The sequence below is a fragment of the Burkholderia arboris genome (genome assembly GCF_038723655.1).
GTDB classification, from domain to species: domain Bacteria; phylum Pseudomonadota; class Gammaproteobacteria; order Burkholderiales; family Burkholderiaceae; genus Burkholderia; species Burkholderia arboris.
In genome coordinates, this window is the sequence record NZ_CP109823.1 from 439447 (window position 1) to 452808 (window position 13362).

15 protein-coding genes are annotated in these 13362 nt (G+C 67.0%); 7 read left to right on the forward strand and 8 right to left on the reverse strand.

From position 1 onward, the window contains the following. Positions 1-124: 124 nt before the first annotated feature. Positions 125-1090: an SDR family NAD(P)-dependent oxidoreductase gene (locus tag OHZ10_RS34550; RefSeq protein ID WP_059241877.1), complete on the reverse strand. Its 966-nt coding sequence runs from the start codon at positions 1088-1090 to the stop codon at positions 125-127. A 139-nt stretch (positions 1091-1229) separates the two neighbouring features. On the opposite strand from OHZ10_RS34550, the gene OHZ10_RS34555 reads away from it, so the two are divergent. Continuing rightward, on the forward strand, positions 1230-2150 hold the full coding sequence (locus OHZ10_RS34555; RefSeq protein WP_342706421.1) for an AraC family transcriptional regulator: 921 nt from the start codon (positions 1230-1232) through the stop codon (positions 2148-2150). Between the two features lie 160 nt (positions 2151-2310). Here OHZ10_RS34555 and OHZ10_RS34560 read toward each other — a convergent pair whose 3' ends face one another. Together OHZ10_RS34560 and OHZ10_RS34565 are read right to left on the reverse strand one after the other, a co-directional pair. Next, on the reverse strand, positions 2311-2523 hold the full coding sequence (locus OHZ10_RS34560) for a twin transmembrane helix small protein (RefSeq protein ID WP_006489184.1): 213 nt from the start codon (positions 2521-2523) through the stop codon (positions 2311-2313). After that, positions 2520-2870 (reverse strand): hypothetical protein, encoded by a 351-nt coding sequence (locus OHZ10_RS34565; protein WP_059242480.1) that lies wholly within the window; start codon positions 2868-2870, stop codon positions 2520-2522. Before OHZ10_RS34565 ends, OHZ10_RS34560 begins: the two co-directional genes overlap by 4 nt. Before the next feature lie 241 nt (positions 2871-3111). On the opposite strand from OHZ10_RS34565, the gene OHZ10_RS34570 reads away from it, so the two are divergent. Both OHZ10_RS34570 and OHZ10_RS34575 read left to right on the forward strand, forming a co-directional pair. Continuing rightward, positions 3112-3870 (forward strand): YoaK family protein, encoded by a 759-nt coding sequence (locus OHZ10_RS34570; RefSeq protein WP_059241880.1) that lies wholly within the window; start codon positions 3112-3114, stop codon positions 3868-3870. Positions 3871-3957: 87 nt separating this feature from the next. Further along, positions 3958-4143: a ribbon-helix-helix protein, CopG family gene (locus OHZ10_RS34575; RefSeq protein ID WP_021158209.1), complete on the forward strand. Its 186-nt coding sequence runs from the start codon at positions 3958-3960 to the stop codon at positions 4141-4143. 51 nt (positions 4144-4194) lie between these two features. On the opposite strand, the gene OHZ10_RS34580 is transcribed toward OHZ10_RS34575, so the two are convergent. Together OHZ10_RS34580 and OHZ10_RS34585 are read right to left on the reverse strand one after the other, a co-directional pair. Then, complete coding sequence (locus OHZ10_RS34580) at positions 4195-5031, reverse strand: spermidine synthase (protein WP_342706423.1); 837 nt, start codon at positions 5029-5031, stop codon at positions 4195-4197. A 41-nt stretch (positions 5032-5072) separates the two neighbouring features. Continuing rightward, the gene (locus OHZ10_RS34585) at positions 5073-5426 is read right to left on the reverse strand and encodes a zinc ribbon domain-containing protein YjdM (protein ID WP_006498247.1); all 354 of its coding nucleotides are present in this window, start codon (positions 5424-5426) and stop codon (positions 5073-5075) included. 373 nt (positions 5427-5799) lie between these two features. Between OHZ10_RS34585 and OHZ10_RS34590 the strand changes: the two genes are divergently transcribed. After that, the gene (locus tag OHZ10_RS34590) at positions 5800-6051 is read left to right on the forward strand and encodes an HPr family phosphocarrier protein (RefSeq protein WP_059241884.1); all 252 of its coding nucleotides are present in this window, start codon (positions 5800-5802) and stop codon (positions 6049-6051) included. Positions 6052-6116: 65 nt separating this feature from the next. After that, positions 6117-6338, forward strand: a complete 222-nt coding sequence (locus OHZ10_RS34595) for a hypothetical protein (RefSeq protein WP_059242482.1) — start codon at positions 6117-6119, stop codon at positions 6336-6338. A 21-nt stretch (positions 6339-6359) separates the two neighbouring features. Here OHZ10_RS34595 and OHZ10_RS34600 read toward each other — a convergent pair whose 3' ends face one another. The 3 genes from OHZ10_RS34600 to OHZ10_RS34610 form a co-directional block, all read right to left on the reverse strand. Next, positions 6360-7487: a porin gene (locus OHZ10_RS34600; RefSeq protein ID WP_059241886.1), complete on the reverse strand. Its 1128-nt coding sequence runs from the start codon at positions 7485-7487 to the stop codon at positions 6360-6362. Positions 7488-7661: 174 nt separating this feature from the next. After that, a complete protein-coding gene (locus OHZ10_RS34605) occupies positions 7662-8543 on the reverse strand; it encodes an endo alpha-1,4 polygalactosaminidase (RefSeq protein ID WP_059241888.1) in 882 nt (293 codons plus the stop codon). Positions 8544-8659: 116 nt separating this feature from the next. Then, positions 8660-10795, reverse strand: coding sequence for a glycoside hydrolase family 36 protein (locus tag OHZ10_RS34610; RefSeq protein WP_342706424.1), 2136 nt, complete (start codon positions 10793-10795; stop codon positions 8660-8662). A gap of 363 nt (positions 10796-11158) precedes the next feature. Between OHZ10_RS34610 and OHZ10_RS34615 the strand changes: the two genes are divergently transcribed. Further along, positions 11159-12061: a DMT family transporter gene (locus OHZ10_RS34615; protein WP_059241892.1), complete on the forward strand. Its 903-nt coding sequence runs from the start codon at positions 11159-11161 to the stop codon at positions 12059-12061. Further along, entirely contained in the window at positions 12058-13353 is a 1296-nt protein-coding gene (locus tag OHZ10_RS34620) for a D-tagatose-bisphosphate aldolase, class II, non-catalytic subunit (RefSeq protein WP_174993950.1), read from the forward strand. The genes OHZ10_RS34615 and OHZ10_RS34620 overlap by 4 nt, the downstream gene beginning before the upstream one ends. Positions 13354-13362 lie beyond the last annotated feature (9 nt).

Consider the following 13362-nt stretch of genomic DNA (forward strand, 5'->3'; position numbering starts at 1 on the left):
AGCGGACGCACGCACCGCCGCCGCACGGATGTGCGCTGATGGATGCGGCGCGTGCATGACCGGTCACGCGACGGGTATCGCACCGTCGCCGATATCCGTGCGTCTCGCGATGCGCACTCGGGCGTCAGCGCTGCGCCGCGAAGGCGTCGATACCCGTCAATGCCGCGGACCACGCCCACAGGCGCGCCGCGTCCTCCGGATCGATTGCATGCGGCCGCACCCCCGATTCCTCGTCGCCGCGCGTCACCGCCGCAATATCGCAATCCTCGCAATAGACGCCACCGAGATCGGCAAGGCGCGGCGACGTGGCTGCCCAGACCTGGGTGGCCGCCCCCTGCGCCGGCGTCTTGAAAGTCGGATCGACGGGCACCCCGTGCTCGTCCACCCAGCCCTGCGCCATCATTTCCGCGCGCGTCAGATGACGCTGCAGCGGCGTCGCGATCTTGCCCGGATGCAGCGAATACGCGCGGACGCCGAAGCGGGCCCCGAGCGCATCCAGTTGCACCGCGAACAGTGCGTTGGCGGTCTTCGACTGCGCGTACGCCAGCCATTTGTCGTAACCGCGCGCGAACTGAACGTCGTCCCAGCGAATCGGCGACAGCCGGTGCCCGAGCGACGACACCGCGACCACGCGTGCGCCGTCGCCGTGCGCGAGCACCGGCCACAGCCGGTTGACGAGCACATAGTGGCCGAGATGATTGACGGCCATCTGCGCTTCCCAGCCGTCGCCGACGCGCGTCTCGGGGCATGCCATGATGCCCGCGCTGTTGATCACGATATGCACGTTGCGCCGCGCATCGACGAATCGTGCGGCGAATGCCGCCACGCTCGCGGCGTCGGCGAGTTCGAGCGCCGCGATCTCCACGCCGTCGATGCCGCGCGTCGCGTCGCGTGCAGCTTCGACGCTCCGCGCGCCGACGACGACGTGCGCGCCGGCCTGCGCCAGCGCACGCGTCGTTTCGAGGCCGAGGCCCGATTGGCCGCCCGTGACGATGGCGGTCTTGCCGCGGAGGTCGAGGCCGGCCAGTACGTCGCTCGCCGTCGATGCGGCGTCGAATCCGGAATGAAGGGGGTGTTGCCTGCTCGTCATTGAAGGCTCCAGGAACGATGCATGCCGCACGCGGCCGCCCATCGGTCACGTCACGGCACGTGTTCATTCTCCGGCGGCGCACCCGGACTGTGAATGCAATAGAATCCGGTTTTTCGTCGAGATCGTCCGGAGATTGCCCGTGGACCCGCTATCGGAAGTGTTGTCGCTGCTGGAAACGCGCGACTCGTTTTTCACCGGCCTGCGGGCCGGCGGCGAGTGGGCGATCGACTTGCCGCCGCCCGACGGCATCAAGTTCAACGCGGTGGTCGAAGGCAGTTGCTGGCTGACCGTCGACGGTGCGGGGCCGCCCGTCCGGCTGCGCACGGGAGACTGCTTCCTGCTGGCCGCGCCGCGGGCATTTTCGCTGGCGAGCGATCCGTCGGTCGCACCCGTGCCGGCCGCCGATGTGTACCGGCACGTCGAACGCGGTATCGCGCGCTATGGCGAACCGGCCAATTGCTTCCTGATCGGCGGCCGCTTCGCGTACGAAGAAGGCATGCCGCTGCTGCTCGGCAGCCTGCCGCCGGTGGTCGTCGTGAGCGGCGACTCCGAACAGGCGGCGGTGCTGCGCTGGTCGCTGCAGCAGCTCGCGCAGGAATTCGGCGCATCGTCGCCGGGCGGGTCGCTGATGGTCCGGCATCTCGGACACATGATGCTGGTGCAGATCCTGCGGCGCTATGTGGACGAAGGCGCGAACGGCGATGTCGGCTGGCTGGCCGGGTTCGCCGATTCACGGGTCAGCGCGGCGCTGGCCGCCATTCACGCGGCGCCCGCGCAACGCTGGACCGTCGACGCGCTGGCGGCCTGCTGCCATGTATCGCGTTCGACGTTCGCGCTGCATTTCAAGCGGCGGCTGGGATTCGGGCCGCTCGAATACGTGCTGCGATGGCGGATCCAGCTCGCGATGCGAGCGCTGCGACGCTCGAACGCATCGATATCGGCGGTCGCGCAAATGCTCGGCTACGACTCGGATAGCGCGTTCGGGCATGCGTTCAAGCGCATCGCGGGCTGCTCGCCGCGCGCGTATCGCCATGACGTGGCGAACGAGCCCGGCAACTAGCGTCGTTCCGCCCTTCTTCCAGCATCCAATGCCGCCCATCCATCGACGCCATTCGTTCGCATCAACAGTATCGGGATAAGTATTCTTATCACAATACTTCTATTGGATATCGAAACTCGCATTTCCGAAAACGCCCCGCATGCCACGGGGCCGGCCTCGCTCAGCGCCCGATCGGCAACCCGGTCGGCTCGATCCAGCCAAGCTTGTAGGCGATCAGCAGCGACAAGAACAGCGTCACCGACAGCCCGACGCGTGCCGCGAGCGACCACGCCATCCGCTTGGACTTGCCGCGATCGTGATTCATGAAATACAGCGCGAAGATCAAGCTCGCGATGATCATCGCGAATGCCACAGAAACCAGCAGGGTTTTCATTGCTGTTGCCTTTGAAGATCCGAATCGGCCTGAATCAGTTCGGCCAGTTTTTGCCGCTCGTCGGCGACATCGCCGACGCCCGACGCCGGCCAGTCCAGCGCGACGCCATTGCCCAGCGAGTCGCGCACGAGTGCCTGGTAGCGCCGGTCGTTGATGCGGCCGTGTTCCATCGTTTCCGAGATTTCCCGCCGGAACGGCAGCGGGAAACTCGCGTACGCGCGCGACAGCGCCGCATATTGTCTCGCATCGATCTCTTTCGACGATGGTATGACAGTCCAGATCACCACAGCCACGATGGCCGTGAACGGGATCGCAGTGTAGCGAAGGATGAACTTGATCGGAGTCATGAAGCGGTGGGCAGAAGTGAGCAAGCAGGCGCCGCGCGGCAACGAAACGGCAAGCGCGGCTGCATCGCGCATCATTGTACTGAAAGCCCCATCCAGCCAACAGAGTATGATAATGACATTATCATGTTCGTCACATGATTCGACAGACCCGGTATCCGGCGCAAGCGGCGTGCCCAGCCCGCCGTCCGGCGCCGGCTCTCCCGTCCGTGCCCGCGATCCGCGGCGATTGAGCGAAGCCCCTATGCCAGCGCAGTACTTTCGAAACCTGACGGGAAAACACCGCAGCGCGACCGCGAACCGCCAGCTCGGGTTTTCGCTCGCGTTCGTCGCCGGCGCGGCCAATGCCGGCGGCTTTCTCGCGGTCAAGCAATACACGTCGCACATGAGCGGCATCGTGTCGGCCATCGCCGACCAGACGGCACTCGGCGACGTGCGCCTCGCGCTCGCCGGCATCAGCTCGCTGGGATCGTTCCTGATCGGCGCCGGCTGCTCGGCGATCCTGGTCAACTGGGGCCGCCGCCGCGGCCTGCACAGCCAGTTCATGCTGCCGCTGCTGGTCGAAGCCGCGCTGCTGCTCCTGTTCGGGCTGCTCGGCAGCCACCTCGCACTGTGGGAAACGTTCTTCGTGCCCGTGACCGTGACGCTGCTGTGCTTCATCATGGGGCTGCAGAACGCGACAATCACGAAGCTGTCGGGCGCGGAAATCCGCACGACGCACATGACGGGCATCGTGACCGACCTCGGCATCGAGCTCGGGAAGCTGTTCTACTGGAACCGGTCGGCCATCGACGTCGACGCGCACGCGGTGATTGCCAATCGTTCGAAACTGAGGATTCACGCGACGATGCTCACGTCGTTCTTCGTCGGCGGCCTGGCCGGCGCGGTCGGCTTCAAGCATGTTGGCTACGTGTCGACCGTGCCGCTCGCCGCGGTGCTCGTCACGCTCGCCATCGTGCCGGTGCTCGACGACCTGCTCGCGCTACTGCGCAACAAACGCTGATCGCGCGCCAGGACGGCATTTCCAGCGATAGTGCCGAAAGCGGATCGATTATAATTTGATTAACATACCGACCACCCTCGCCCCGTAATGGAAACGAAAACCGCCCGCCTGACCGTCCTGATCGATCCCGCGAAGAAGGAAGCCTTCGAGATGCTCTGCGCGGAGCAGGATCTTACGCCGTCGCAAGTCGTGCGGCAGTTGATCCGCGAATATCTCGACCGGCACGGCGTCACCTACAAGACCAAGAGCGCGCTCGGCAAGCGCGTGAAGTAAGCGCGGCCGCAGCGTCGGCTACCGGCCTGTTACGCACCGATTACGCACCGATTACGCACCGATCTCCCATCGTCCGTGCGACTGCGCGCGCCAGACCAGCCGCCGCGGATCGATACCCTCCCCGCCCTTCATGCGCCTCGCGGTGGCCGCCAGCTTCAGCTCGCCGGCCTGCGCGCATGCAAGCGCACGCTCCAGCAGGATACGCAGCGACGGCAGCCGGCTGCCGTCCCTCCATGCGAATGCAACGAAGTTGTTGTCGTCGCCGCACGGCACCAGCGCATACGACGAACCGAATACCGATCGCAACTGCTCGAGGTGCTGCGGCAACGCCGGATCGTCGTCCATGAAGTTGATCGCGAGCACGCCGGTGTCGCCCAGGCGCGCGCGGCACGCGTCGATGAATGCGACGCCCGCACAGCGGCCCCGCATGCCGTCGGCGACAAATGCATCGTGCAGGATCACGTCCGTCCGGACATCCACCCGCTCCAGATGATCCGCGCCGTCGGCGCATACCACCCTGAATCGCGCGTCATCGGCAGGAATCCTGAAGACATCGCGCAATGCAATCACGTCGGGGTTGATCTCGACCGCGTCGATCGCCGTACCCGGCAGGTGCCGGTAGCAGTATTTCGCGAGCGAACCGCCGCCGAGCCCGAGCATGCAGATGTGGGCGGGTTCGGCCTGCAGCAGCAGAAAACCCATCATCACGCGCGTATACCCGAGCTCGAGCCGCACCGGATCGCGAAGCGACATGAAGCTCTGGGTGCCGAAATGATCGAAATGCAGCGATACCGCGTGCTGCGTCTCCAGCACGAACGGCCGACCGTCGTTCAGCGGCGTCGCCAGGAACCTGACGAACGCGTCGTAGGAAGTTCGATCCTCGGCCATGGGCGGGCAATCGGTTGGAAGCCGTCGGGCGCGGCGTGCGCTCAGACTTTCTTCAGGTAGCAAGCCTTCAGCATGAAGCCGCCCATGTCGGTCTTGCAGTCGACTTCGTGGTCGCCGCCGACGAGCCGGATGCTCTTGACCTTGGTGCCCATCTTCAGCGTGATCGACGAGCCCTTCACGCGCAGGTCCTTGATCAGCACGACTGAATCGCCGTCCGACAGCACGTTGCCATTCGCGTCCTTGACGACGTCGCCCGCCGGTTCGTCGCCGGCTTCGGCGCCTGCGTCGGCCGACCACTCATGGCCGCAGTCGGCGCAGACGGTCAGCGCGCCGTCCGGGTAAGTGTTTTCCATCGCGCATTGCGGGCAGGCGGGGGCATTCATTGCAGCTTCCATTCGGGAGGAGTTCGGGTCGGTCGATCACGATGCCGGGCGAGCAGGTTGCGTGCCCGGATGCGTCGTCGCGCGCCCGCCGGCAGCGCGGCGGGCCGATATCGGCGCACACGACATTATAATGTAATTCACATGGACTGACCGATGCATTATAATCGCGGTTTCGCGACAATCCGCGAACTTGAAGGCGCCTTCGCTGCGGATGCCGGCACGTTCGTGCCGAATGGCGTCCCGCACCCTGCGGGGAATCGCGAAGCGCCGGTCGCCCGATGCGCGCAACCCCGCGTTTCGTGCCGCTCCGGTGCGCCGCCGGCCCGGTGCCGCGCCCCGATCCCGACCACCTGTCCGGAGGTTTTCCAGCATCGTGGCAACCGTTATGTACGTTCAAATCGGCCCCGCATGGAACCGCAATCGCGGCCGCATCGCGCGCGACGCGACCGTCGACGCGGCACGCCGTTTCGACAGCGACATCCAGCTGATCGCCAACGGGCACAGCAGCAACGCAAAAGACAGCGGCGCGATCGCGTCGCTGCAGGTACACGGCGGCACGTCGGCCCAGGTGCTCGCCACCGGCCCCGACGAGGAAGCGGCGCTTCAGGCGCTGCTGCCGTTGCTGCAAGCCAGTTGACGCTTGCGCCGCCGATCCCGCGGCCGCGTGCCGCCCACCCCGAAACGCCATTTCACGAGGAAGCGATGAACGACACGCTCACGCCCAACACCCCTAACCTGTCGGCCTCCGCGATCTGGGCACTCGAACGCCTCGCCGACGTACGCTACGGCCGCGATGCGCCGGCGCTCGGCTGGTCGATCGCGCGGGAGCTCGTCAGCGCGGGGTTCGTCAGCCATCCCGCGCACGGCCGCTCCGGCGCGTCGATCACTGCCGAAGGGCGTACGTTCCTGAAAAGCCGGAAGTAACGCGCGGCCGGGCCGCCGGGCTCAGAACCGGTGCCGGATGCCGACGATCGCCAGCAGTTGCGAATTCGTGCCGGCATCGACGTTGTACGACCCGATCACGGCCTGGGCCGGCCCCGCCCCGTTGAAACCGCTCGCATGCTGGTAGCCGACGGTCGTATAGAGGTCGGTGCGCTTGCTCAGCAGATAGTCGACGCCTGCGTTGACCTGGTGATAGCGCGCGGACGAATCGCCGCCCGACCACGTGAAGTTGTAGCCGACGATGGCCAGCAGCGACGGCAGCGCTTGCCATTGCGCGAACGCGGAACCGTTCCGGTAGCGCTCCGCCTGCACAAACGTCGACGCCGCGTCGGGGCGATATTCGCTGAAGCTGAACGCCGCGCCGACCGTCACGTTGCCGATCGCATATTGCGCGCCGGCGCGCGCGATCCCGATCGAACGGGCCGACGCATACGCACGACTGACAGCGCTTTTGAAGAACGCATCGGCCGACGTCACGCCGCGCGTCGAACGGATCGCATTGCCGTTGTCGACGTGCAGATAGCCGGCCGCGGCGCTCAGCGGGCCGTCCGCATAGCCGACCGCACCGGCATATGCGAGTCCCGACCCCGACGCGCCGGCCACGCCGCCCGGCGAGACCATCGCCGCGACCGTCACGCCGCGCCATGTCGCACTCGTCCATTTGACCGCGTTGCTGAACGTCACGCTGCTGTCGTAGTTGTCGACGTCGCCGGGCGGCGCGAACAGTCCGCTGAACGCATCGGCCGTGATCGGCTGCACGAGATCCGTCACGGGATCGTTCTGCCGGCCGAGGGTCAGCTTGCCCCACCTGTCCGATGCGATGCCGACGAACGCTTTCGCACCGAACAGCCGCCCTTCATCGAGCTGGCCGGTCGCGACGTCGAAATTGTTCTCGAGCGTGAAGATCGCGCTCATCCCGCCGCCGAGATCCTCGTTGCCGGTCAACCCCCACTCGTTCGACGACAGCGCGCCCGACGAAATCGACACGCGCGACTTCCCGCCTTCCGCGTGGTTCAGGTAGGCAATCCCCGTATCGATCGTGCCGTACAGCGTGACCGAGCTTTCTGCGCGCGCGGCGACGGAAAGCGCAGCCGCTACGGCAGCGCCTGCAACCAGCATGGAATTTTTCATCGTGATTATGGATAAGTACTGCGAATCGATTTGAACGGACGCCGGCGCGGCATCGGTCGTGCGCTGCGCCGGATCACGGCATCGCGACGCTCGCGGCGCGCACGCCTGGGCACGTGGCGTGCGCGCGCGAGCATCGGTCACACAGGTTCGCCCGTTACCACGGGCACGGCTCGATCAGGATGCGTCGCAACTGAACCGGTAGCTGTCGTCGAGCTTCTTCGCCAGCACGAGCGTGCGCATGTTGAGCGCGCGTGCCGCATCGCACAGCGTGCGTTGCCCGCTCGGTGTGCGGTACTTGCCCGCATACTCGGCATTCAGCACCGGTTTGTTCTTCGATGTGAACACCTTGTAGCCGGGGCACTCCTTCTGCTCGTTGCATTCCTCGTTCACCGCGAAATCGAACGACGGCTCGAGCGCTGCGAGCTGATCGACGTCGTTCTTCAGCCCGACCGCCAGGTTGCGCTTGTGCGCCTCGTTCGCGATGAACACGTTGAACGCGTACTGGTCGGTGTCCTGCAGCGGGAAACCGGTGTCGTTTGCGTAACCGTCGACGTTGTCGGGCTCGACGCCGTCGCACCCCTTCGCCACCGCGCGATCGAGGCGGGCCACCATGATGTCGCGCACGTTGCTCGAACGGATGTCGAGCCAGCGCTCGCCTTCCCATTCATCGAGCTTGTTGCCCTGGTCGGATTCCTTGAACTTCGAGAAATCGGGCCGCCAGTTCTCCGAACTTCCCGCCGAGAAGTAGCAGACGACCTTGCGCCCGGCCTGCTTGAGCGCCGCGATCGTCGCCGGGTCGGTATCGAACAGGTCGATGTCGTAGATCGCGACGTTGTACGACGTATTGAGCTTGCCCCTGAGCTGCCATTGCCACGTGTCGGACGCCGCGGGTGTCCAGTGCGCTGCGGCGCGCGCGGGCGCCGCAGCGGCCGGCGGCGGGGCGGCAAAGGCCTTGGCCGACAACGGGTCGGACGACCCGTCGCCGCAGGCCTGCAGGATCGATGCGCACAGCGCGAGCGCCGCGACACAGGAAAGGTTGCGTACGGTCTTTTTCATCGAAGCATCTCCAGTGGAGGGATCGGAATGACGAATGGAACTACACGTTGCGGAACTGCCGGTTGCCCGGCGATGGACGCTGCCGAGCGGTGGTACGCGGTGATGCCGGGTGACACTCATGCGTCGAGCGGCTCGGCGCGCAGCAGCGCCGCATGCTCGAAGCGCAATGCGATTGCGTCATGCCCGGGCACGATGCGGCCGACCTCGCGATGGCCGTTCGCGTAATCGACGATCCGGTACGACCGGCCGGGCTGCAGGCCGCGCAGCGCGACCGGGCCGCTCCAGCGGTCGGCGTAGAACGCGTAATGCAGCACGCCGTCCTTTTCCACGACGTGCGCCTCGGGCTTGTCGAACGCGATGTCGTACAGCTCGCCGCGATAGCGGCCCTCGGCAAGCCGGTGCGCGTTGTAGACCTCGACCCAGTGCCGCCACGCCTGCTCGCGCTCGGGCGTCAGCAGGAACGAATCCTTCGGCTTCGGATCGACCGGCCACGTGAACTTCGTCGAGATGACGGCGCCGACGCCCACCGCCGACGCGAAGTCGCGGCCGCCGTCGCTCAGTTCAACGTGGTCGCCCGCATACGCGGACGACGCCCCCATCAGCGCCTTCAGCGTCTTGCCCTTGTGGCGCACCTGCCAGCTCGACAGCGGATCGGACGCGGGCGCCTGGTCGATGTAGCGCATGTTGTGGAATGCGTACGCGGTGCCGCACGGGCACACTTCGACGACCGCGTCCGGCTTGACCGCATGCGCGGCGTCGTGGAACGTGCGATAGAAATCCGCGAGATGCTCGACCGAATCCTCCGGCCGCGCATGACGGTGCGCGGGGTTGTAGCACGGCGCGACGCCGTTCAGGTGCTGGCCGTCGATCTTCATTCCGTCGAAGCCCCACTCGCCGATCACCTTCTTCACGAGCGCGGCGACATGCGCCTGCGTCTTTTCGTAGGCCGGGCACAGGTAGAAGCTGTTCCACCACGTGATCGCCTGCGGTGCGCCGTCCGCGTCGAGCAGCAGCATGTCGGTGTGGTCGTGCAGCTCGTCGCTGCCCGGCGCGACCGCGAGCGGCGCGATCCAGAGCCGCGCCTTCTGCCCGCTTGCATGGATGTCGTCGACGAGCGCCTTCATGTCCGCGTCGCCGGCCGGGAATTTCGCGCGGTCGGGCACCCAGTCGCCGGTCCGCCGTTGCCAGCCGTCGTCGAGCACCGCCCATTTGAAGCCGAGTTCCCGCACCTTCGGCAACGTGGCACGCACGTAGTCGAGGCTGAACTGGCGCTCGTAGCCCCACGCGCACCAGATCGGCTCGTAGGCGCTCGCCGGCGGCTGCGGCGAATGAAAGCCCTGCGCGCCCATCATCTGCCGGTACGTGTCGAGCGCAACGAAATAGTCGCCGTCGTGCAGCATCACGAACGCGGTCGGCGCATCGAGCGTCGCGCCCGGTGCGAGCGTGACCGTCTTCTCGCCGCGCAGGCCGAGCGTCACTTCGTTGCGCACCGCCTTCACCGGCAGCGACACCAGGCGCGGCACGGTATCGAGATGGCCGAGCGCGATGCCCTGATCGCGCCGCCACACGTCGACGACCGGCGTGCCGCCGCCGTAATCCGATGCGTTCATGCCCATGAAATTGCGCTGATCGAAGCCGGCCTTCACCGGCTGCACCCAGTCGCGCCGGTCCGCATGGCTCGCGCCCGAATAGGTCCAGTAGCCGCCCGCGCCGGCGGCGGCCGGCAGCAGCCGGTGCGCACCGACGTTCCATGCGCGGATGTCGGTCGCCTGTGTGCCGACGTTGCGGAACTGCGTGTCGATCAGCGCAACACCCGGCCGCGCTTCGAGCAGCGTGATGCGCACCGTCTTCTCGAAACCGTTCGCCGAGCGCCCGACCAGCCGCAATTGCCGCCCCGCGCCGAACACGGTCGAGACGTCGGCATGCGCGACATCGACGATCGCGAAGCGGTCGATCGTCCGCACCGGCCGCGTGTCGGGCGCGGGGCCGTCCGAGGTCGGCGCCGGCGCCGGACCGATCAGTTGTTCGAGCGTCTCGCTCGCATCGAACCGGGTCAGTGCGCGCGTGCCGCCACCGCGGCGCACGGCCAGCCGGCTGCGCATCGCCGGGTCGAACTCGATCACGAGCCGGTCGTCACGCAGCGCAACGCGCTGCGGTTCGCCGCCGTGTGCATCGCGCACGCCGACGCCGACCAGGATCGGGCTCGCCGCGCCGGCGGCCAGCCACTGCACGAACGCGCGCCGGGTGGTCATTGGCGCACCTCGCGGCGAAGCGGCATGCGCCGCGCCGGCCAGCCGGCCAGCCGGACGGGCGAGAGAAATCGAAAGGAAAAACAAGCGTTCATACGGAGTTCCTCGTGAAGAAGGGCCGTGCGCCGACGCATCCGCCTCGCGCAGATCGGCAATCTAGTTCATCTTTCGATTTCTTTCGTTTGTGGTTTACACTAATAACGAAAGAAATCGAAAGCTCATAGATTGGCGGCTCCCGGCACGTAATTCTGCTATTTTTTGCTGATCCGTCGTCGGGACGGCCCGCCGAAAGCCTCCGATTTCGCTTCATATGGCAACAAACGAAAGCATTCGACGGATTTGAACCTACTTCGAAAGACGCGACCGATGCAAAACAACTGGCTCGTTCACGCGCTCGTCACAACCCTGCTGTGGGGCGTGTGGGGCGCATTCACCGGCTTGCCCGCCGAGCAGGGCTTCCCCGATACGCTGATCTACGTGGTCTGGGCGTTCACGATGATTCCGCCCGCGCTGGTCGCGCTCGGACGCGCTGGCTGGCGCGTGCGGCACGACGGCCGGTCGCTGGCGCTCGGGCTCGCCATCGGGCTGCTCGGCGCCGGCGGACAGATGCTGCTGTTCCGTGCGGTCGAATCGGGGCCGCCGTATCTCGTGTTCCCGATCGTGTCGCTGTCGCCGGCGCTGACGATCGCGCTGTCGTTCCTGCTGCTGCGCGAACGCACGGGCAAGCTCGGCGTGGCCGGCATCCTGCTCGCGCTGTGCTCGCTGCCGCTGTTCGATTTCCAGTCGGGCCAGGGGCCTGCCCGGTTCGGGCTGTGGTTCGCGCTCGCGCTGCTGGTGCTCGTCGCGTGGGGGCTGCAGGCGTATTTCATCAAGATCGCGAACGCGACGATGGACGCGGAATCGATCTTCTTCTACATGGCGCTGACGGGCCTGCTCTGCGTGCCGTTCGCGCTGTGGATGACCGACTTCGGCCGCACGATCAACTACGGGCTCAACGGCCCGGGGCTCGCGGCCGTGATCCAGGTGCTGAATGCGATCGGCGCGCTGACGCTCGTGTACGCGTTCCGCTTCGGCAAGGCGATCGTCGTGTCGCCGCTCGTCAACGCGGGCGCGCCGCTGCTGACGTCGGTGATCTCGATGGCCGTCACCGGCACGACGCCGACCGGCAGCAAGCTGACGGGCATCGCGCTGGCGCTGCTGGCCGCGCTGCTGCTCGCGCTGCAGCCGGAAAGCGCGGCGGCGACCGGCGCGGCGGGGGAATCGGCATGAACTATCTGCTCGATCTCGTCCGCCGCCACAAACAGGCACCGCGTCGCGCGCCGCACGGCGTACCCGCGATCGGCATCCCGTCCGTATGCTCCGCGCATCCGGTCGCGATCGCCGCGGCGCTGCGCGAATGCGCGGCGCGCGAGCGCCCTGCACTGATCGAAGCCACCTGCAACCAGGTCAACCAGGACGGCGGCTATACGGGCATGACGCCGCACGACTTCCGCCGCCACGTGCTCGACATCGCCGCACGCGAACGCGTGAGCCCCGATGCGATCCTGCTCGGCGGCGACCATCTCGGCCCGAACCCATGGCGCCGGCTGCCGGCCGCGCAAGCAATGGACAAGGCCGAGACGATGGTCGCGCAATACGTGGCGGCCGGCTTCCGCAAGCTGCATCTCGACTGCTCGATGTCGTGCGCGGACGATCCGTCGCCGCTGCCCGAGCCCGAGATCGCCGCGCGCGCCGTGCGCCTGTGCCGCGCCGCCGAGGCGGCGTGGGCGGCCGGCTCGCCGCGCGGCGAGGCGCCCGTCTACGTGATCGGCACCGAGGTGCCGGTGCCCGGCGGCGCGCACGAGACGCTCGATACGCTGGCAGTCACCGCGCCCGGCGCGGCCGCCTCGACGCTGGCGCTGCATCGCGACGCATTCGCGCGCGCCGGCCTCGACGATACGTGGTCGCGCGTGATCGCGATGGTCGTGCAGCCCGGTGTCGAGTTCGACCATCACAAGGTCATCGACTACGACGCCGGTAACGCGCGTGCGCTGAGCGCGTTCATCGAACGCGAACCCGCGCTGGTCTTCGAAGCGCATTCGACCGACTACCAGACGCCCGACAATCTCGCGCAACTGGCACGCGATCACTTCGCGATCCTGAAGGTGGGCCCCGGCGTGACCTTCGCGATGCGCGAAACGCTGTGGGCGCTCGCCGCGATCGAGCGCGAATGGCTCGGCGGCGACGACGGCTTCATCGCGACCGTGCTCGGCGTGATGCGCAACGAACCCGCGCATTGGCGCGACTACTACGCAGCCGGCGCACAGCTCGAACTCGACCTCGCGTACAGCCTGAGCGACCGCATCCGCTACTACTGGACCCACCCGGTCGTGCAGCGCGCGTGCGCCGACCTGCTCGCGCGCCTCGATGCAGCGCCGCCGCCGCTCACGCTGATCAGCCAGCATCTGCCGCGCCAGTACGAGGCCGTCCGCGAAGGGCGGCTCGACCTGCGTGCGAGCGCATTGTTGCAAGACGGCACGGCCGCGGCCGTCCGTCCGTATCTTCACGCGTGTGCCGCGTGACCGACTCTC